Source organism: Streptomyces sp. Tue6028 (assembly GCF_002300165.1).
Classification (GTDB): domain Bacteria; phylum Actinomycetota; class Actinomycetes; order Streptomycetales; family Streptomycetaceae; genus Streptomyces; species Streptomyces siamensis.
Genome location: NZ_MLCE01000003.1, coordinates 174,250 through 194,137, shown reverse-complemented (window position 1 = coordinate 194,137; position 19,888 = coordinate 174,250). Strand labels below are relative to the sequence as shown.

The 19,888-nt window shown below is 73.0% G+C and carries 17 protein-coding genes; 8 read left to right on the top strand and 9 right to left on the bottom strand.

Going from position 1 to position 19,888, the window contains the following annotated elements; genetic code table 11:
- Positions 1–32 precede the first annotated feature (32 nt).
- Positions 33–806 carry a helix-turn-helix domain-containing protein gene (locus tag BKI49_RS02775; RefSeq protein ID WP_095932556.1) on the top strand — a complete coding sequence of 258 codons (774 nt, stop codon included), beginning with the start codon at positions 33–35 and terminating at the stop codon, positions 804–806.
- Here the strand turns inward: BKI49_RS02775 and BKI49_RS02770 are convergent.
- On the bottom strand, positions 796–1,938 hold the full coding sequence (locus BKI49_RS02770) for a methyltransferase (protein WP_179332307.1): 1,143 nt from the start codon (positions 1,936–1,938) through the stop codon (positions 796–798). The two genes, BKI49_RS02775 and BKI49_RS02770, sit on opposite strands and share 11 nt — an antisense overlap.
- Before the next feature lie 65 nt (positions 1,939–2,003).
- Between BKI49_RS02770 and BKI49_RS02765 the strand changes: the two genes are divergently transcribed.
- Both BKI49_RS02765 and BKI49_RS02760 read left to right on the top strand, forming a co-directional pair.
- Entirely contained in the window at positions 2,004–2,714 is a 711-nt protein-coding gene (locus BKI49_RS02765) for an alpha-ketoglutarate-dependent dioxygenase AlkB family protein (RefSeq protein WP_095932554.1), read from the top strand.
- Between the two features lie 13 nt (positions 2,715–2,727).
- On the top strand, positions 2,728–3,969 hold the full coding sequence (locus BKI49_RS02760; RefSeq protein WP_095932553.1) for an ROK family protein: 1,242 nt from the start codon (positions 2,728–2,730) through the stop codon (positions 3,967–3,969).
- A 60-nt stretch (positions 3,970–4,029) separates the two neighbouring features.
- Here BKI49_RS02760 and BKI49_RS02755 read toward each other — a convergent pair whose 3' ends face one another.
- The 3 genes from BKI49_RS02755 to BKI49_RS02745 are packed head-to-tail and all read right to left on the bottom strand — an operon-like array spanning position 4,030 to position 6,172.
- Positions 4,030–4,953, bottom strand: a complete 924-nt coding sequence (locus tag BKI49_RS02755) for a phosphotriesterase family protein (protein ID WP_095932552.1) — start codon at positions 4,951–4,953, stop codon at positions 4,030–4,032.
- 2 nt (positions 4,954–4,955) lie between these two features.
- Positions 4,956–5,540 (bottom strand): DUF4865 family protein, encoded by a 585-nt coding sequence (locus BKI49_RS02750; protein WP_095932551.1) that lies wholly within the window; start codon positions 5,538–5,540, stop codon positions 4,956–4,958.
- Positions 5,541–5,596: 56 nt separating this feature from the next.
- Complete coding sequence (locus tag BKI49_RS02745) at positions 5,597–6,172, bottom strand: TetR/AcrR family transcriptional regulator (RefSeq protein WP_095932550.1); 576 nt, start codon at positions 6,170–6,172, stop codon at positions 5,597–5,599.
- 171 nt (positions 6,173–6,343) lie between these two features.
- Here BKI49_RS02745 and BKI49_RS02740 point away from each other — a divergent pair, with 171 nt between their 5' ends.
- Genes BKI49_RS02740 through BKI49_RS02730 form a run of 3 tightly spaced genes read left to right on the top strand, consistent with a single transcriptional unit; the run spans position 6,344 to position 9,962 of the window.
- On the top strand, positions 6,344–6,649 hold the full coding sequence (locus BKI49_RS02740; RefSeq protein WP_095932549.1) for an SHOCT domain-containing protein: 306 nt from the start codon (positions 6,344–6,346) through the stop codon (positions 6,647–6,649).
- Complete coding sequence (locus tag BKI49_RS02735) at positions 6,646–7,404, top strand: ABC transporter ATP-binding protein (protein ID WP_095932548.1); 759 nt, start codon at positions 6,646–6,648, stop codon at positions 7,402–7,404. Before BKI49_RS02740 ends, BKI49_RS02735 begins: the two co-directional genes overlap by 4 nt.
- On the top strand, positions 7,401–9,962 hold the full coding sequence (locus BKI49_RS02730) for an ABC transporter permease (RefSeq protein WP_095932547.1): 2,562 nt from the start codon (positions 7,401–7,403) through the stop codon (positions 9,960–9,962). The genes BKI49_RS02735 and BKI49_RS02730 overlap by 4 nt, the downstream gene beginning before the upstream one ends.
- Before the next feature lie 98 nt (positions 9,963–10,060).
- Here BKI49_RS02730 and BKI49_RS02725 read toward each other — a convergent pair whose 3' ends face one another.
- Entirely contained in the window at positions 10,061–10,606 is a 546-nt protein-coding gene (locus BKI49_RS02725; RefSeq protein WP_095932546.1) for an ATP-binding protein, read from the bottom strand.
- Between the two features lie 482 nt (positions 10,607–11,088).
- Positions 11,089–11,412 carry a hypothetical protein gene (locus BKI49_RS02720; protein ID WP_028799621.1) on the bottom strand — a complete coding sequence of 108 codons (324 nt, stop codon included), beginning with the start codon at positions 11,410–11,412 and terminating at the stop codon, positions 11,089–11,091.
- Positions 11,413–11,769: 357 nt separating this feature from the next.
- Between BKI49_RS02720 and BKI49_RS02715 the strand changes: the two genes are divergently transcribed.
- Positions 11,770–12,897, top strand: a complete 1,128-nt coding sequence (locus tag BKI49_RS02715; RefSeq protein WP_095932545.1) for an L-cysteine desulfhydrase Cds1 — start codon at positions 11,770–11,772, stop codon at positions 12,895–12,897.
- A 420-nt stretch (positions 12,898–13,317) separates the two neighbouring features.
- Here BKI49_RS02715 and BKI49_RS02710 read toward each other — a convergent pair whose 3' ends face one another.
- Positions 13,318–13,797: an SRPBCC family protein gene (locus BKI49_RS02710; RefSeq protein ID WP_095932544.1), complete on the bottom strand. Its 480-nt coding sequence runs from the start codon at positions 13,795–13,797 to the stop codon at positions 13,318–13,320.
- 156 nt (positions 13,798–13,953) lie between these two features.
- Positions 13,954–14,784, bottom strand: a complete 831-nt coding sequence (locus tag BKI49_RS02705; RefSeq protein WP_095932543.1) for a DeoR/GlpR family DNA-binding transcription regulator — start codon at positions 14,782–14,784, stop codon at positions 13,954–13,956.
- 283 nt (positions 14,785–15,067) lie between these two features.
- Between BKI49_RS02705 and BKI49_RS02700 the strand changes: the two genes are divergently transcribed.
- Entirely contained in the window at positions 15,068–17,431 is a 2,364-nt protein-coding gene (locus tag BKI49_RS02700) for a hypothetical protein (RefSeq protein ID WP_095932542.1), read from the top strand.
- Here BKI49_RS02700 and BKI49_RS02695 read toward each other — a convergent pair.
- The gene (locus tag BKI49_RS02695) at positions 17,401–19,827 is read right to left on the bottom strand and encodes a right-handed parallel beta-helix repeat-containing protein (protein WP_095932541.1); all 2,427 of its coding nucleotides are present in this window, start codon (positions 19,825–19,827) and stop codon (positions 17,401–17,403) included. The two genes, BKI49_RS02700 and BKI49_RS02695, sit on opposite strands and share 31 nt — an antisense overlap.
- Positions 19,828–19,888: the final 61 nt, after the last annotated feature.

Genomic DNA, 19,888 nt, shown 5'->3' with positions numbered 1-19,888 from the left:
GCCCCATTCACCACTGCTGGTAATTTCTCACCATGCGGGAGACGCAGCTGCACCTCGGGGAGCCGCCCGCCGTCGTCAACGCGGGTGTCGGCGTGCACGGGGTCGCGAGCCCCACGGACGTCTTCCGGCTGCCCGAGCTGTGGCAGCTGCACCTGTACCAGTACGACGCCGAACTGACCGTCGACGGCACGACACACCTCGTCCGCCCCGGCCGGGTGAGCCTCGTACCGCCCGGCGCCACCGTCCGCTACCGCTACCAGGGCCGCTCCGAACACCTCTACGCCCACCTGCGCATCGCACCCCGCGGCCCTTCGCGCACGCTCCCCGTCGTGCAGGACACCGGGGCCGAACTCCCCGCGCTCTCCCAGCTGATGCGGCACGCGATCGCGGCGGCCCCCGGCGCGCCCGAGCGCACCCGGGCCGAGATCTGGACCGCGCTGTGGCGCATCGCCGACCTCACCCCGCGCGCCTCCGCCGAAGCAGGCCCGCACCCCGCGGTGGGCACGGCGATCGCCCACATCGAGGCCCACCTCGCCGCCCCGCTCACCATCCCCCGGATCGCCCGGGCCGCCGGGGTGTCCCACAACCACCTCACCCGGCTCTTCCGCGCCGAGACCGGCACCACGGTCGTGGCGTACATCCGTCGCCGCCGACTGGAACGCGCCCATCACCTGCTGCGCGCCTCGACCCTGTCCATCCCGGCCGTGGCCGCCTCCGTCGGCATTCCCGACCTGCAGGCCTTCAACAAGGCGTGCCGCCGCGAACTGGGCGCCTCCCCGCGCGCGCTGCGCGGCACTACTTCCTGACGGCCCTCAGGATCACGAACTTCGCGTCACCGGCCACGAGTTCACTGTTGCCGAACAGCCGGCGCAGCTTCAGGTGGTAGCCGAGGTGGCGGTTGCCGATCACCCACAGCTCACCGCCCGGCCGCAGCGCCCGCCGGGCCCCCGCGAACATCCGCCACGCGGTGGTGTCCGTCGTCGCCATGTGCGAGTGGAACGGCGGGTTGTTCAGGACGAGATCGACGCTCCCGGCGGGGACGTCCGCCAGACCGTCACCCACCTGGAACTCCGCCCTGCCGTCGGCGTTCGCCCGGTAGGTCGCCTCCGCCGACGCCACCGCCTGGTACGACTCGTCCACGAACAGCACCTCGGCCTCGGGGTTGGCCAGAGCGACCGCCGTGCCGAGCACACCGTTCCCGCAGCCCAGGTCCGCGACCCGCTCGGCGCCGCGGCTGCGCGGCAGGTGCTGGAGGAAGAACCGGGTGCCGATGTCGAGCCGGTCGGCGCAGAAGACACCCGCGTGATTGACGACGGTGCGGCCCGAGACCGGTCCGACGCCGTCGGGGAGCCGGTAGCTGTACGGCCACGGGTTGGCTTCCCGCGCGATGCCCGGGTACGGGGTGCTGAAGATCAGCCGGGCCTTCTTCTCGGCGAGCGACGTGCGGGTCGGACCGATGATCCGCTCGAAGAGGTGCAGCGTGGAGGTGTGGATCTCCTTGACCATCCCGGTGCCCACGACGACCGTGCCCTCGTGCACGCCGGGTGCCAGCCGGTGCAGCTGGTCCTCCAGGAGGGCGAGGCTCTTCGGCACCCGGACCAGCAGTACGTCGATCCGACCGGGAGGGGCGTCCTGCGTGGTGAGGAGCCGTACACCGGCCTCCTCGGCACCGGCACGCGCCAGATTCGCCCGCGTCGCCTCCTGTCCGAGGAACGAGTCGGTGATCTGCGTCGGCCGGTGCGCCGAAAGCGCCGTGGTGAGCGCGCCCCACCGGTCGCCGACGACCACGACCGACCCCGTCAGCGGGGTCCCGCTCTCGGCGAGATGCCGCAGCAGATAGGTGTCGGCGGCGTCCCAGGCACGCAGCCGGTCGCGGGGGTCTTCGGGGAAGCGGGCCAGCGCGTACTCGCCCCACGGAGTGGTCATACGGTCGTTCATGGTGCGTCAAGGCTAACGGAGGCGCAGCTCAGTACCCGTCCGCCGGGTGCGTGATGATGGGGTCCATGGACAGTGAGCTGTTTCCGCGCGCCCGTACGGAGATCGCGCCGGGCGCGGTGCACGTCCCGGACTGGCTCGACGCGGACCGCCAGCGGCAGCTCCTGGAGGCCTGCCGCGCATGGGCCCGCCCACCGGCAGGGCTGCGCACCGTCCGCACACCCGGCGGCGGCGCCATGACCGCCCGGCAGGTCTGCCTCGGGTGGCACTGGTACCCGTACGGGTACGCCCGCACGGTGGTCGACGGTGACGGGTCTCCGGTCAAGCCCCTCCCGGAGTGGCTGGCCGCACTCGGCCGCGACGCCGTCCACACGGCCCTGGGGCCCCAGGCCGCCACGACGGCGCCGTACGACATCGCCCTGATCAACTTCTACGACGCCGACGCCCGCATGGGCATGCACCGCGACAGCGACGAGAAGTCGGACGCCCCCGTGGTGTCCCTGAGCCTCGGCGACACCTGCGTCTTCCGCTTCGGGAACACCGCGTCGAGAGCCCGCCCGTACCGGGACGTGGACCTGCGCAGCGGCGACCTCTTCGTGTTCGGCGGGGCGTCGCGGCTCGCGTACCACGGAGTGCCGCGGGTGCACGCGGGCACCGCGCCGCCCGAGTTGGGGCTGACCGGACGCCTCAACGTCACCCTCAGGGTCAGCGGATTCCGGACACTCGACCGCACGGGGCCGCCCGGCGACCGCACGGGCGACCGAACGAGCGGATCATGACAGACTCGCCCTCATGAACGGCAAGGCGGGCCCCCGGGCGACGGGGGATGGGAACACGCGGACGCGGCTTGACCGGGGGCGCGGGGCGCTCGGGCCGGCGCTGGAGCTCGTGCACACCGGGCGTGCGCCGACGCGAGCCGTGCTCACCGCCGAACTGGGCGTCACCCGGGCGACCGCGGGTGCGGTCGCCGCGGAGCTGGAGGCACTGGGGCTGATCCGGGTCGACGCGCGCCCCGGGGCGGCCGCGGGTTCGCAGGGTCGGCCCTCGCACCGGCTGGAGGTCGCCGAGGACGGACCCGTCGCGCTGGCGGCGCAGGTGCACGCCGACGGCTTCCGTGCCGCGCTCGTCGGCCTGGGCGGCCGGATCGTGGCGACCGCGCCCGGCTGCGAGACCGTCGACGCCGACCCGGCGAAGGTCCTCGGCTCGGTCGTCGAGGCGGGCGCGGAGCTGCTGCGCGAGACGGGGCGGCGCTGCGTGGGCGCCGGACTGGCCGTGCCGTCCGCCGTGGCCGAGCCCGACGGGCTCGCCCTCAACCCCCTGCACCTCGCCTGGCCCGCGGGCTCCCCGGTGCGCCGGATCTTCGCGGAACGGGTGCGCGCCGCGGGCATCCAGGGGCCCGCGTTCGCTGCCAACGACGTGAACCTCGCCGCCCTCGCCGAGCACCGGCACGGTGCGGGCCGAGGCTCCCGGGACCTGCTGTGCGTGGCCACCGGCCACCGGGGTGTCGGCGGCGCCCTGGTGCTCGACGGGCGGCTGCACACCGGCAGTTCGGGCCTCGCCCTGGAGGTCGGCCACCTCACCGTGAACCCCGAGGGCCGCCCCTGCTACTGCGGCAGCCGCGGCTGCCTCGACGTCGAGGCGGACCCGCTGGCCTTCCTCACGGCGGCGGGCCGCGAACCCGGACCCGAGGTGTCACTGCTCCAGCAGGCGAACGACCTGATCCGCGACGAGTCCGCCGATCCCGGCGTCCGTACGGCCGTCGAAGCATTGATCGACCGGCTGGGTCTCGGACTCGCCGGTCTCGTCAACATCCTGAACCCGGACCGCATCATCCTCGGCGGACTGCACCGGACCCTGCTCGACGCCGACCCGGACCGGCTGCGCGCCGTCGTCGCCGACCGCAGTCTGTGGGGCCAGAGCGGTGGCGTACCCATCCTCGCCTGCACCCTCGACCACAACAGCCTGGTGGGCGCGGCCGAGTTGGCCTGGCAGCCGGTGCTCGACGACCCGCCCGCCGCGCTGGCGGGGGTCTAGGCGTACTGCCCCGCGCGGCGGCCGCGAGTGTGACGGTGCCCTCCCTCGATCGAGGGCACCTCACCACGCGGTGGCGAACGCCCGCGCGGGGTTCTCGGTGAGGATGCGGTCCACCAGGTCCTTGCCGACGGCGAGTTCGAGCCGCGGACGCACCCGCCGCAGTAGATACGGCATGCCCGGACCGCCGTCGACCGAACGTGCCGCGGCGGTCGTCGTGTCACCGCCGAGCAGCAGCCGGTGGCCGAAGCCGGAGTCGGCGAGGGCCCGCAGGGCGTCGGGCATGGACCAGTCGGTGGCGTGATGGGTGCGGGAGGGGCCGTCGAAGGCGAGGAACGCACCCGACCCGGCGGCCTCGCGCTGCACCACGAAGTCCGGTGAGCGATTGAGGTGGCCCAGTACCACCCGGTCCGGCGGCACCCCCAACTCGCCGCACAGCAGGTCGAGTACGTCGAGGGCCCCGGTGCCCAGCTCCAGGTGGACGGCGATCGGCGCGCCCGTCGCGTGGTGGGCCTCGGCCGCCGCGCTCATCGTCCAGCGGGCGTGCGCGTCCAGGGCGTGGAAACCGCCCGCGACCTTGATCAGACCGGCCCGCACCCCGGATGTGCCGATGCCCGAGGTGAGTTCGGCGACGAACACCTCGGCCAGCCTGCCGCGCAGTTCGGCGAGCACCTCCGGTCCGTAGTGCACCGCTTGGTGGAGCCCGGTCGCGGCCACCACATGGACGCCGGTGTCCCGGGCGAGCAGCGGCAGGTCCGCGGCACGCCGCCCGAGACCGTACGGCGTCCACTGGACCACGGCGGCGCCTCCCCGGTCGCGGAACGCGGCCAGCTCGGCGCGGGCCGCCGACGCGTCGTTCAACTCCTGGCCGGGGAGCCGCGGGCTGGCGAAGAAGAGGTGGTCGTGGGCGTCGCACACCCCGAGGTCCTCGGGGCGCACGTCACCGAGGACCGTTCGCACCGTCGCGGCCGTCGTGGCGGGAGGCATGCTCACCACTGCCGTCCGCGCGGGAGCCGGTCACGCCCCGGCGCAGACATGTGCAGCACCTGGAAGGTGTCGCCCGTGACCTTGGGGGAGTCGTGGTCCCACAACGAGAAGTGGACGAGCTGCCAGTGCCGCGGGTCGACGGCCGCGGCGGCGCAGACCGCCCCGTCCAGCGCGGCGGTCCGCCCGGCCTCGCGCACCGCCTCCTCCATGGCCTCGGACAGCTCCACTCCCGGCTCCAGGTGCTCCCTTCGGCGCACCGCGACCCGGGCGGGCGAACCGGCGGCGCCGCCCTCCTCGTACGCCAGACCGGTCCAGTGCTGGACCGCGGGCCGGCCGAAGTCGTCGACGAGCCGCTGGAACGCGCCGCCCCAGAGGAAGCGGTTCATGCCTTCGGTGGTGTTCCACAGGTAGAAGGGCGCGTACTGGTTCACCGGCGAGCCGTCCACCCCGCGCTCGCGCATCAGATACGTCTTGAAGCCGAGTCCGTCCCAGTCGTCCAGCAGGTGCCCGACCCTGGCGACACGGTCGCGGATGACGCCCATGTCGTAGTCGGCGGGGAAGGTCAGCTCGTACTGCATGGCGTGCATGCGATGCCCCTTCGGGGAGAGGTGTCGGGTCCGGGGGAGAGCGTCCGCGCGCGGTGTCAGCGCAGCGGGGCGAGCAGGGCGAGCAGTCCCCTCACCGCTGTGTCGAAGGCGGCGGGCGATCCGGAGGCGCGCGCCAGCACATAGCCGCCCTGGACGGTCGCGAGGATCGTCGCGGCGATCTCCTCCGCGTCGAGCGCCGGCGCGAACTGGCCCTGCTCCTTGCCCTCTTCGACGATCCCGGCCAGGCGCTCGCGCAGCCGGTCGAGGGTCTCGTCGACGGGCGCGCGCAGTTCGTCGCTCGCGATCACCTCCGGATCCATCGTCAGCCGCCCGACGGGACAGCCGCGCAGCACGTCGCGCTCGCGGCGCAGATACGCCTCGATGCGCTCGCACGGTGATCCCGGCGCGCTCAGCACGGCCTCCGCGCCCGCCCGCATCTCCTCGGCGGTGCGCCGGATCGCGGCGAGGGCCAGATCGGGCTTGCCCTTGAAGTGGTGGTACATGCTGCCCTGGCCGGCACCCGCGCGCTCCAGGATGGCCTTGGGGCTCGTGCCCACGTAACCACGCTCCCACAGCAGCTCGCGAGTGGACTCGATCAGTCGCTCCTCGGTGCTCATGAGCTCACTGTACATACTGATAGGTACAGGGTCGAGGTCGCGCAGGAAGCAGCCGACGGCCCCCCGCGTACTCCCGGGGAGGTACGCGTACGGCCGCTGGCCGTACGACGACTCGGACCCCCTCCCGGAGCCAGTCTCGATGCATCGCAACGAACCCATCGCATCCCACCGAGGAGATGACCCGAGATGCAGACCCTGGCGAACTGGGACGGCGGGCCCGGCCCGTGGATCCTCTTCTTCCCGCTCATCTGGGCGGCCGTCGTGATCGGCGTCGTGACCGTCCTGCGCCGCACCGCCTGGCGCGGCCGGCGTGGCCCGTGGCGCGGGACGGGCGCCTTCGGCCCCGCCGACGGCCGTCCGGTCGGCGACGAGCCGATCGCCGTGCTCGGCCGCCGTTTCGCCTCCGGAGAGATCGACGAGGACGAGTACTGGCGCCGTCTCTCCGTCCTCGACGAGCAGTTCGGCCGCACGGGCAAGGGCGGTGCGGCGTGACCACCACGACCGCCACCCGGGACGCGGCCCGCGTCACCGACGCCGTCAAGGTGTACGGCAGCGGGGACACCGCCGTGAGGGCCCTGGACGGGGTGAGCGTCGGCTTCCCGGCCGGCCGCTTCACCGCGATCATGGGGCCCTCGGGCTCCGGCAAGTCCACCCTCATGCACTGCGCGGCCGGCCTGGACACCCTGACCTCGGGCACCGCCCGCATCGGCGGCACCGAACTGGGCTCCCTCGACGACCGCCGTCTGACCCTGCTGCGTCGCGACCGCATCGGCTTCGTCTTCCAGGCCTTCAACCTGGTCCCGACGCTGACCGTCGCGGAGAACATCACCCTGCCCATGGACCTCGCCGGGACCAAGGGATCGCGCGACTGGATCGACGCCCTCGTCGACGTGGTCGGGCTGCGCGACCGGCTCCACCACCGCCCTGCCGAGCTCTCCGGCGGGCAGCAGCAACGCGTCGCCGTGGCAAGGGCGTTCGCCGGACAACCCGACGTCGTCTTCGCCGACGAGCCCACCGGCAACCTCGACTCCCGCTCCGGCGAGGAGGTCCTGAACCTGCTCGGCCGCGCGGTGCGCCAGATGGACCGCACCGTCGTCATGGTCACGCACGACCCGGTCGCCGCCGCCCACGCCGACGAGGTCGTCTTCCTCGCCGACGGACGCCTCGTGGACCGGATGGAGTCGCCGACGGCCGACAGGGTCCTCGACCGGATGAAGGCCTTCGACGCCAAGGGGGCACCGTCATGAACGCCGCGCTCCGCATCAGTGTGTCCTCCCTGAGGGCGCACAAGCGCCGCTTCGCCGGGACGTTCTTCGCCGTCTTCCTCGGCGTCGCCTTCCTGGCCGGAACCCTCGTCATGGGCGACACGCTGCGCGCCGGCTTCGACTCGATGTTCGGCAACGCGGCCGAGGGCACCGACGCCGTCGTCCGCAGCGCCGACACCATCACCACACCCGGCGAGAGCCAAGGCGTACGCCGGCCCGTCGACACCGCCCTGGTGAAGACCATCGAACGGACACCGGGGGTCGCCGCCGCGGCGCCCGACATCCAGGGAGCGGGCCAACTCGTCGGCTCCGACGGCGAACCCGTCGGCGGTCAGGGCCCGCCCACCCTCGCGGGCAACTGGATCGACGACCCGCGGCTCAACGCCTACCGGCTCGCCGAGGGCCGCGCCCCCGCGAAGTCCGGCGAGGTCGTCGTCAACCGGGGTGCCGCCGAGAAGGGCCACCTGAAGATCGGTGACACGACGACCCTGCGCACGCCCGACCCGGTCCCGGTCACGATCGTGGGCCTCGCCACCTTCGGCGGCGAGGACGGCATGGCGCAGGTGACCTTCACGGGAATGACGCAGGCCGACGCCGAGAAGTACCTCACCGCGAAGCCCGGCGAGGCGGCGAGCATCCGCGTGAGGGCAGGCCCGGGTGTCGATCAGCGCGCGCTCGTCAAGGACCTGGAACCCGCCCTGCCCGAGGGAGTCGAGGCGATCACCGGCCAGGAGTCGGCGCAGGAGAACACCGACATGATCTCCAGTCAGTTCCTGACCCTCTTCACCACCTTCCTGCTCGTCTTCTCCGGCATCGCGCTCCTCGTCGCGACCTTCTCCATCCACAACACCTTCGCGATCGTCGTCGCCCAACGCGCCCGTGAGAACGCCCTGTTGCGCGCCCTCGGGGCCTCCCGCCGCCAGGTGACCGTCTCGACCCTCGCCGAGGCGAGCGTCGTCGCCGTGATCGCGTCGGCCGTGGGACTCGCGGGCGGCGTCGGCATCGCCGCCGGACTCCAGGCGCTGTTCCCGGCCATCGGATTCCCCTTCCCCGAAGGGGAGTTGGTGATCGGTGCCCTGTCGATGCTGCTGCCGCTCGCGGTCGGCGTCGTGGTCTGCCTCGGCTCCGCACTGTTCCCCGCCGTCCGAGCCGGGCGCACCGCGCCGCTCGCCGCCCTGCGGGAGACGTCGGTCGACCGGTCCGGGACCTCGCGCGCGCGTGCCGTGGTCGGTGGCGGCCTGGCCGCACTGGCGCTCGGCAGCACCCTCACCGGCGTACTGGCGGATCCGTCCCTGTGGCTCGCCGGGCTCGGCGCGGTGCTGGCCCTCGCCGCCTTCGTGGTGCTGGGCCCGGTCGCCTCCACGACCGCCGTACGGATCCTCGGCAGCCCCCTCGCCACACTGCGCGGCGTCACCGGGGGACTCGCCCGGCGCAACGCCCTGCGCAGCCCCGGACGGACCGCCGCCACCGCGAGCGCGCTGATGATCGGCGTCGCCGTCGTCTCGCTCTTCACGGTCTTCGGCGCCTCGCTCAAGGCCACCATGGACCAGACCGTCTCCCGGTCCTTCGCGGGTGACGTGGCGGTGAGCACCCCGTCGTTCGGCGCCGGAGGCAGTGGGCTGAGCCCGAAACTGGCCCCCGCGATCGCCCGGCAGCCCACCGTCGAGAACGCCGTCGGCCTGGGCCGCGGTGTCGCCGAGGTGAACGGCAGCGGGCGCGCCCTCACCGTCACCGATCCGGTCACGCTCGGCAAGGTCTTCGACCTCGGCGAGGTCCGCGGCTCCCTGGCCGGCCTGGGCACCGACGGCATCGCGGTCACCGAGCAGGAGGCCGACCGGCAGCACCTCAGGACCGGCGGCACGGCCCGGCTCACCTTCACCGACGGCGAGCAGCGGGACTTCACCGTCCGCGCCGTCTACGGCCGCTCCGAACTGGCGGGCGACTACGTCATCACCCGCGCGGCCTGGGCCCCGCACCGCATCCAGGACTCCGACACCCTCGTCGCGGTCTCGTTCAAGGACGGGGTGAGCACGGCCGACGGCAGGGCGGCGGTGGAAAAGGTCGCCCAGAGGTTCGGCAACCCCGAGGTGCAGACCCGCGACGAGTACGCGCAGTCCTCGGCCGGCGGCATCGACATGATGCTGACCCTCGTCTACGCACTGCTCGCGCTCGCCGTGCTCATCGCACTGCTCGGCATCGCCAACACGCTCACGCTCGCGGTCCACGAGCGCACCCGTGAACTGGGCCTGCTGCGGGCGGTCGGACAGACCCGGGCCCAGCTGCGCGCCATGGTCCGCTGGGAGTCGGTCCTCGTGGCCGCCTTCGGCACGGCGGGCGGGCTCGCCCTCGGCGCCTTCCTCGGATGGGTGCTCGTCAAGGCGTCCGACGGCGCGTCGGACAGCAGCTTCGCGTTCGCGATGCCGCCCGTGCAGCTGGTCGTGGTGGCGCTGGTGGGCCTCGCCGCCGGAGCCCTCGCGGGCCTGCGCCCGGCGCGAAGGGCCGCACGCCTGGACGTGCTGCGCGCCATCGCCACCGAGTGAGCCGCTGGGTGATGTACGGCCCCGGCGGCGGGGTGTGCCGCGGGAGGCCGAACGGCGCACATGCTCCCGAGGTGTGCGAGAGGCTGTTCACCGCCCGGTCAGCCGGCAACGGCTGACCGGGCGGGAGCGTGTTCCGGCCGGAGTCCGTCGACGGTCTGGCGGAGCGCGGTCGCGCAGGCGGTGTCGTACGGGGTGCGGGCGGGCGCGGCCACCGCGGGCGCCGCGAGCACGGGCGTCGCTGCCGGCGCCGCGGGCGCCGGCAGCGTGAACCACACGACCTTGCCCGACTCGCCCTCGGGCCGCACACCCCAGCTCTCGCTCATCGCGGCGACCATGGCGAGGCCACGGCCACAGGTGGAGGTGGGGTCCACGCTCCGCACCTCGGGCAGGCGCGGGTCGTGGTCGTACACCGAGACCGTGAGCCGGTCGAGCAGCAGCTCGATGCTCACGGTGCACAGCTTGTCGGGCTGGGCGTGCTGATGGACGTTGGACAGCAGCTCGGTCACGCCGAGCGCGGCCCGGTCTATCAGGGCGTCCATATGCCAGTAGCGCAACTGCGCAGATACGATTCTGCGGACCTGGCCGATCCGCGACGGCAGGGCTTGGAGCTCCACCGTGCAATGCCTGCTTGGCTCGCTGATCACGGCTGCGACTCCCCGAATTGAGGTCCGGAAGAAGGCGGAGATCGGATCCAGCAGAGTGGCTGAGTGGAACGGCCGCCTGCTGTGGTGGCCGGCGGGCTGGTTCGCAGCGTTATCGCCGGTAAACCCAGAGTGATGTGAGAACAGCGTGACTCAGGGGGTGCGGTCCCGCAACTCGCGGCGCTGTCAGTCGCCTACGCCGTGTGCGTCCACCTGGGCCGACCGCCCTCGCGTACTGCTTCGGATGCTGTGTCCTGACGTGCCGACCGGCTCGGGTCCCGCGGTGCCGCCGGTCCGTTCCGGGTGCCCTTTCGTTCCTCTGCCCCGAGGCTCCCGAGGCTGCGGAGCCCCGCGGCCGCGCGGCGGGAGGAGGTCGGGAGCCGTGCCCTGCGGCCGTCCGGCCCGCCGCGGCCGGGCTGCCGCCGTCCGACCGCTGTGCGCCCCGGGTCGTGGCCGGCCCCGGTGTGCCCCGCCGGGTGCCGCCTTCAGCCGCTGCGCCCTGCCGCCTTGCGCACCGCCTCGATGAAACGGCGCGCCGAGGGCGGCCCCGGTGCGCCGGGCGCCGGGTCGTGCTCGCCGAGGGTGAGCGAGTAGCGGGTGCCGTTGACGTCCGCCAACGCGCGGTCCTCGTGCGCGAACCACGGCTTGGACGCGCGCACCGCCTGCACGGGAGCGCTGTCGATCTCGCTGCCGTAGCTGGTGAGCAGTTGCAGCCTGCCGTCGCTGATCCGGACCTGTCCCGCCCGGGTGAGCGAGCGCAGCCTCTTCCCGATCCGCACGCCCGTGGCCGTGAACTCCGGCTCCGCCATGATGCCCCGCCCCCTTGTGCGCTTCGGCTCTGCCCTGTCGCGATCCCGCGTCGATCCGTGATCCAGTGTGCACCGCACCGGACCGTGGTCCCGCGCCGCGGGCGGCACGCGGGACGCTTCCGTGCGGTGCAGTCTGCCCGCAGGTTGCGGCGAGCACCAGTGCGCATGACGGTCCGGTGGTCGCGACGGGAGCGCGCGCCGGTGTGCGCCCCCATGGCCGCACGGCCCGCTCCCCAGGCCCGTCTTTGAGATGCTCAAAGGTGTGTTTATGCAGGTGAGAAGCGTGTGGAAGCTGATTATGATCGAGGTGTCCGACACGGTTGAACGGCGTCGGCGCGATGCGTAAGGAGCCCCGCCGTGAGCACCCCTCCCCAGCAGATCCGGACCGGCGCAACCCTCGACGTCGACCGCAGTGACGCGGATTACCGGGCCTGGCTGAAAGAAGCCGTCCGCAAGGTCCAGGCGGACGCGAACCGCTCGGCCGACACACACCTGCTGCGCTTCCCGCTGCCCGAGAAGTGGGGCATCGACCTCTACTTGAAGGACGAGTCGACCCACCCCACCGGCAGCCTCAAGCACCGGCTCGCCCGCTCGCTGTTCCTGTACGGGCTGTGCAACGGCTGGATCCGTCCCGGCCGCCCCGTCATCGAGGCCTCCAGCGGTTCGACCGCCGTCTCCGAGGCCTATTTCGCCAAGCTCATCGGGGTCCCGTTCATCGCGGTCATGCCCCGCACGACGAGCGCGGAGAAGTGCCGCCTGATCGAATTCCACGGCGGGCAATGCCACTTCGTCGACGACTCGCGCAAGATGTACGAGGAGTCGGCCGCGCTCGCGGTCGAGACCGGTGGTCATTACATGGACCAGTTCACCTACGCGGAACGGGCCACGGACTGGCGCGGCAACAACAACATCGCCGAATCCATCTTCCGTCAGCTGGAGTTGGAGCGCTTCCCGGAGCCCGCGTGGATCGTCGCCACGGCCGGCACCGGCGGCACCTCGGCCACCCTCGCGCGCTACGTCCACTACATGCAGTACGACACCCGCATCTGCGTCGCCGACCCGGACAACTCCTGCTTCTTCGAGGGCTGGACCACCGGTGATCCCGAGGTCACCTGCGACTGCGGCTCGCGGATCGAGGGCATCGGCCGGCCGCGCATGGAGCCGAGCTTCGTGCCCGGCGCCATCGACCGGATGATGAAGGTGCCGGACGCGGCGAGCGTCGCCGCCGTACGCGCCCTCGAACAGGCCATCGGACGCAAGGCGGGCGGCTCGACCGGCACCGGTCTGTGGAGCGCCCTGAAGATCGTCGCCGAGATGGTGGCCGAGGGACGGAAGGGGAGCGTGGTCACGCTCCTGTGCGACCCCGGGGACCGCTATCTCGACAAGTACTACTCCGACGAGTGGCTGGCCGAACAGGGTCTGGACATCGAGCCGTACACGGCGGCGATCACGTCCCTGCTGGAGACGGGCGTCTGGCCGGACTGACGGTACGGGGGTCGTGGCGGCGGCATCGAGACCAGGGCGGGGCGCGGGGGCCGGCCCGACGGCATGGGTGGCCGGGTCCGTGGCACGGGCGGGTCGACCATGGCACCGGGCGGGCCGCGGGCGGATGTCGCGCCGTGGGTGGCGAGCGATGCGCGGCCGTCCGCGGCGGGGCGCGTCAGCCCTACGGTACTGTCGCCGCGCCCGGCCGTCACGGCGTAGGCCTCGGCTACAGGCCGACGGGGGGCACGGCGCACACCGAAACTTTCGGCTCCGCGCCGACGAGCGGCACGGCGCACACCGAAACTTTCGGCTCCGCGCCGACGGGCGGCACGGCGCACACCGAAACTTTCGGCTCCGCGCCGACGGGCCGCACAGCGGACACCGTCGGCCCGGCGCCGCGTCGGGCGACGTCCGTCGACGTCAGGCGGGCGCCGACGTCAACCGGCGGTCCAGGGCCGTCACCGCGTCGCGGAAGGCGCGGCCGAGACCCGCGCGGCCGAGCGTGAGGGCCGCTCTGAACAGAGCCGTCCCGTCCGCCGCGAAGGTCCACTGCACCCGGGTGCCCGACGGGTCGGGGGAGAGCCGCCACTCCTCGACGAGGGCACGCAGTCCCGGGGCGTTCGTGGCGTCCACCCGGTACGCGTACACCTCCGGCGCCCGGGATATCAGGACCGACTCCGTGAAGCGCGTGCCGCCCCTGAGCCGGACCTCGCGGCCGGCGCCGTCCGCGATGGGCCGGGCGAGCGTCACCGCCGAGAACCACTCGCTCCAGCCGGGCACGTCCTCCGCGAGCGCGTGGAAGACGGCTTCGGGAGGGGCCTTCACCACCCGCGCGAACACCAGACGCAGCGGTGCGGTCTCGACGAAGTCGGGTCCCACGGGACGCAGACGGCGGGCCATGAACGAAACCCCCTAGCGGGACCGGAGTCCCGGGTGGCAGTCAGCGGGCGATGACCAGTGCGCACCTGCCCCACCGGCCGCACGAGCGACGGCGTCCGCTGCGCGACTCGGCACAGCGGCGGCGGCGCGGGCCACGTCACCATAGCTGTCGGACCGTCAGATGTCTGTACCGTCTCCGGGCTCACCGGCCACCACCAGGCGCCTCAGATGTTCCGCGATCTCCACACGCGCCGCCGCGGGCATCCCGGCATCGGTGACCAGCGTGTCGACCTGATCGAGCGCGGCGAACGAACTCAGGCCCACCGTCCCCCACTTCGTGTGGTCGGCGACCACGACGACGCGCCGAGCGGACTGCACGAGCCGCCGGTTCGTCTCGGCCTCCGCGAGGTTCGGGGTCGACAGACCCGCCTCGATCGATATGCCGTGCACGCCGAGGAACAGCACGTCGAAGTGGAGAGCCCCGATGGCCTGATCGGCCACGGGCCCGACCAGGGAGTCGGACGGTGTGCGCACACCACCGGTCAGGACGACCGTCGCGGCTCCCTGCCGCTGACCCGACGTGCGCTGCGCCGTGTGGAACACGTCCGCAACCCGCACCGAGTTGGTGACCACGGTCAGGTCCGGGACGTCGAGGAGCTGATGCGCCAGCGCGTACGTCGTCGTACCGCCCGAGAGCGCGATGGCCGAGCCCGGCGCGACCAACTCGGCAGCGGCGCGCGCGATGTCCTCCTTGGCGGTCAGTTCGAGCCCGGACTTGGCCTCGAAGCCCGGCTCGTGCGTGCTCGCCTCGACCACCGGCACGGCACCCCCGTGCACCTTCTCCACGACCCCCTGGCGGGCGAGGGCGTCGAGGTCGCGGCGGATCGTCATGTCGGAGACGCCGAGCCTGCGCGTCAGCTCGTTCACACGGACGCCACCGCGGCGGCGCACCTCGTCCAGGATCAGGGCGCGGCGCTGCTCCGCGAGGAGGTTCTGATTCTCACTCACGTCCGCTCCGGTCCTTTCGCCGCACGCTGTCCGACACTCCGTCCGAACCCACTCCCACGTGGACATTCTCCTTGTCCGAGGTCTGGAGGACGACCCATCCTCGCACGGGTCACCGACAGTCGCTCCACTGCCCGCACGGACATCGGGTGCGCACCCCGCGGCGCGACTGTCACACGTATCGGGGAGATTCGGTGACTACGCGTGTGCACACCCCACGAAGTGGAGATCCTGGTGCCGGCACACGACGCATGCGACACACGCGGCACGGGGGAAGTGCGAAACAGTGGAACGTGCAAGGGAACATGCCTCGACGGGGGAGCCGGACACCCCCGCTCAGCGGACCGCGGCAGGCGGAGCCGCCCTGGAACTCCTGGTCCACGGGGTGGGCGGCACGACACCCGAGGTGATGCTGAACGATCCACGGACTGTCCGGGTCACCGGGGACGACACGGCCGCCGTCTACCGCCGCGTCGACGACGCGGAGGCGGAACGGCGTCCCGCCGAGCACCGGGACGGGCCGGTGCGCGAGGCCTACGTGTGGTGCAACCTCACGTCCGGCAACGGGACCCGCGCCCTGTGGCTGTTGCTGCTGCCGTTCATGGTCGTCAACCTCGCTCACTGGATGCGGCCCGCCACACGCGGACGCACGCGCACCGTCCGCCTCTACGGCCTCCTCGTGCGCCTCGCCGCGCTCAGCCTGACCGTGCTCCTGGTGGCCGCCGTCTGCGAGGTCGCCCTCGACCTCACCGCCTGGCAGTGCGCGGGCACGCGCGCGTGCGCCCGCGAGCACACCTGGCTCGGGTTCCTCTCGCCGACCGTGTCCGGCGGCGGATGGTGGAGCCAGCCGGGCCGCCGGCTCGCCCTCGCCGGTCTCGTGCCCGCCGCGCTGACCGGACTGCTGTGGTACCTGTCGCACCGCACCTGGAGCGCCTACGAGTCGCACCGGCCGATGTCCCGCGCCGCGGAGCCTGCCGAGGAGACCGGCCGTACCGGACTCGGCCGTCCCGGCTTCTGGTACGGGCGCCGCCTGGTGGCCCGACTGCGCGCCGCCCACACGGCGGCGGGCTTCCTGACCGTCGCCGCGGCGGTCGGCAGCTCCGCCGCCCGCCACGACCGGAGGCCCGGCGGTCCCGCCGTCCTCGATGCGCTGGGCACGCTCCTGGAGGCGACGCTCGTGGTGGGCGCCTTCTTCGTGCTGTGGGTGGTCTGCCGGCGCGGACGCAGCGAGAACCGGCTCGACAAGGAGCTGGACCACATGCTGGTGCGCCGGCTGCCCGTCGGATCGCTCGTCCTCCTCGTCCTGACCTCGGTGTACGCCGGCTGGTCCCGGCCGGGCTGGCGTTCCACGGGACGCCTGCCCGGCGACGTGACGTTCGGTGGCATCGCCTTCCTGCAGGGCCTGATCGTCATCGCCCTGTGCGGGGTGGCCCACACCCTGTACCGCACACGTCCCGACCCGCGCACCGCGATGCGCGGCATCGCCGGGCCCGCCGTCGCGATGCTCGCCTGCGCGCTGGGCGGTGTCATGTCCGGAGGGGTCTCCCAGCGTGTGGCCGACTGGCTGGACGGCACCCGGGACTCGCTCCCCGGCCCGCCCGTCCTGCTGACCTGGCAGGCCTCGGCGATCCCGCCGATGCTCCTCGTCCTCCTCGTGCTCGGCGGCCGGCTCGCCCGGCACACCTGGCGGCTGCGCGACCGCGAGATGGCCGCCGTCGCACTCGACCACGAGGGACAGCCCCGGGACATCGCCCGTACCCGCCGCATCGCGGGCGCCCGCGCGATGGCCACGCTCACCGACCTGGCCCCCGTCATGACCGGCGTCCTGTCGTCCGTGACGCTGCTGCTCGGTGCCGCCGCGCTCGTCGGGGCCTTCGCCACCGGCGACGCCCCGGGCGACGCCGCGCAGGGTGCGTACGGCTTCGTACGGGGCGGAGCACAGACCGCACAGGCGCTCGGCTCCTGGCTGATCGGCCTCGGCTTCATACTGTTCGTCACCTGGGGCCGTCGCGCCTACAAGGACCCCGCGGCCCGCCGCACCATCGGCATCCTCTGGGACGTCGGCACGTTCTGGCCGCGCGCCGCCCACCCCTTCGCGCCGCCCTGCTACGCCGAGCGCGCCGTGCCCGACCTGACCTGGCGCATGGCCACGTGGATCCGCACCACCGGCGGACGGCTCGTCCTGTCCGGACACTCCCAGGGCAGTGTGCTGGCGGCCGCGGCGGCCTGGCAGCTGAAACCGTCGGTCCGCAAACGGATCGCCCTGCTCACCTACGGCTCCCCGCTGGAGCGCCTGTACGGCCGCTGGTTCCCGGCCCACTTCGGCCCGGCCGCCCTGACCGCTCTGCACCACGAGGTCGCCTGCTGGCGCAATCTCTACCGGCTGACCGACCCCATCGGCGGCCCGGTCCTGCTGCCGGGCGACTGCGGCCCCCAGGTGGACCACGAACCCCTGAAAGACCCGCTCGCCTACGGACGGACCGAACAACATCCGCTGCCCGCACCGATCCTCGGCCACTCCGACTACCAGGCGGACCCGGCCTTCGACGTCGAGCGGGCGCGGCTGCTGAGCCGGCTGAGGCCCGACGTCCCCGCTCCCCGCCCGCAGGACAGCGGCCCTCAGGGCAGCTCCGGCAGGTCTTCCGGGTAGAGCAGTGTGAGGTCGTCGGTGTCCGGCTCCGCCAGCTGGGCGACCCGTCCCGCGTGCCGCTCCACCATCGCCTCGAAGGTCTGCCGCGCGGTGCGGCCGTTGCCGAACGCGGGGCCCTTCGGGATCGCCGTGAAGTACTTCTGCAACGCCTCGGCCGCGCCCGGGGCGAGCCGGTACTCGTGCTCCTCGGCCTGCTGCTCCACGATCCGCAGCAGCTCGTCGGGCGCGTAGTCGCCGAAGGTGATGGTGCGTGAGAAACGGGACGCCACACCGGGGTTGACCGAGAGGAACCGCTCCATCTCCTCCGTGTAGCCCGCGACGATCACCACGACCGCGTCCCGGTGGTCCTCCATGAGCTTCACCAGGGTGTCGATGGCCTCGCGCCCGAAGTCCCGCCCCGAGTCCTCCGGCGACAGCGCGTACGCCTCGTCGATGAACAGGACACCGCCGCGCGCCCGGTCGAACGCCTCCTGGGTGCGGATCGCGGTGGAGCCGATGTGCTCGCCGACCAGGTCCACCCGGGACACCTCGACCAGATGGCCCTGTTCCAGGACGCCCAGCGAGGCGAGGATCTCGCCGTACAGCCGGGCCACCGTCGTCTTGCCGGTACCGGGGGAGCCGGTGAAGACCAGATGGCGGCGGACCGACGCGGCCTTGAGGCCCGCCTCCTGCCGACGCCGTCCCACCTCGATCATGTCGGTGAGCGCCCGCACCTCCCGCTTGACGCTCTCCAGGCCCACCAGCGTGTCGAGTTCACCGAGGACCGCCTTGGACGTGCGTGCGGGCTGCGCCGGCGCCTCCGCGGTGACGAGGGGCTCGTGCTCGGTGGTCCGCTGGCCCGGGATGGCACCCAGCAGACCCGACGACGGACTCGACGTCTGGACGGCCGCCTCGGGCACCGGCGGACGCAGCCCGGCGCTCTCGTCGCTCGTGCAGTCCTCGACGACCGGGCCACCACCGGGTGCGCTGCCGTCCGCGAACTCGTAACCCCCGCGCGCGCACCGCTCGGTACGGCACTTCCTCAGCGTCGAACGGCAGCCGTCGATCACATGGAAGCCGTAGCCCCCGCTGTCGGTGACCCGGCAGTTGAGAAAACTGCCCCGGCCGTCGGCCGACACGTAGAAGCCCGCCTCGGCGGTCGAGGTGACCGTGCAGCGCTCGATGGTGGGATCGGCGCCCTTGGTGACGATCACACCGGTCTGTGTGCCGTCGACGGTGCAGCCGGACAGGGTGCCGCCGCTGCCGTGGTCACGGAACCACGCACCCGTCGCGGCGTCCCGGATCCGGCAGTCGTCGAGTTGGGCGGTGGCGCCGTCGCTCACCGAGACCGCCGTGTTGCGTACTTGGGAGATGTCGCTGTCGACGACGTCCGCGCGGGAGCCGCGGTCGAGGACGAACAGGGCGTCGGGCACGTCGTGCACACGGCAGGAGTCGAGGACCGCGGTCGCGCCGTCGCTGACCCACACCGCCGGATAGTCGCCGGTGCTGTCGAAGATCTCGCACTGGTTGGCGTCGACACGGGTGCCGGGGTCCCACACCGACAGGCCGTTGCGCCCGAACTGCCGCACGGTGGTGCGCGTCAGCGTCAGCACGGAACGCGAGCGCAGATCCACCGCGTTCTCAGGGATGTCGTGGATGCGGCAGTCGGCGAGCGTGAGGACCGCGTCCGTGTCGAGCGTGACGCCGTCCGCCGTCGTGCGGTGCACGTCGCAGTCGGTGAGATGGGCCGTGGCCCGCCCCGTGATCTGCACCCCGGAGCCCTTCACCTCGTACACCTCGCAGCCCACCGCTTCGAGCGAGGAGCCCTCGCCGGTGGCGGACAGGCCGGCGCCGGAGGCGTGGTGGACCCGGCAGCGGTCCAGGCGCGGACGGGCGCCGCCGCGGACCGCGACCCCCGACTGGCCGGCCGCGACGACCTCGCACTCCTCGAACACCCCACCGCCGCCGTCCAGTACGGCGATGCCGATGCCGGCGGGGTTGTCCACCGTGCAACGGCGCGCGGTGGGCCGGGCTCCGGACCGCACCTCGATCCCCGCCGCGGACCGCGTGACGATCCGGACGTCCAGCAGTTCGGGCGTGCCCTCCTCGACGAGCAGCGCGGGTGCGGCCGAGTCCTGGCCCTCCACGTGCAGGTCCTGGACCACGGCGGAGGCGCGCACGGTCAGCGGGACGCCGTCCACGGGGGCGATGCGCACGGAGCCGGGGGAACCCTCGGGGCCGCGCAGTGTCACCGCGCGCTGCACCACCAGGTTCTCCCGGTAGGTGCCGGGAGCGACGGTGAGGACGTCTCCGTCGGCCGCGGCCTCCAGGGCGGCGGCCAGCGATGCGTACTCACCCGTGCGGCGCCGCCACCGCGAGGTGCCGGTGTGCGTCACCTGGACCGTGCCCTGTGCCATGGCGCTGTTGTGCCCCCACCTCGTCGTACGCGGGTCCTGCGAGGCCCTGCTGACAGCCCGT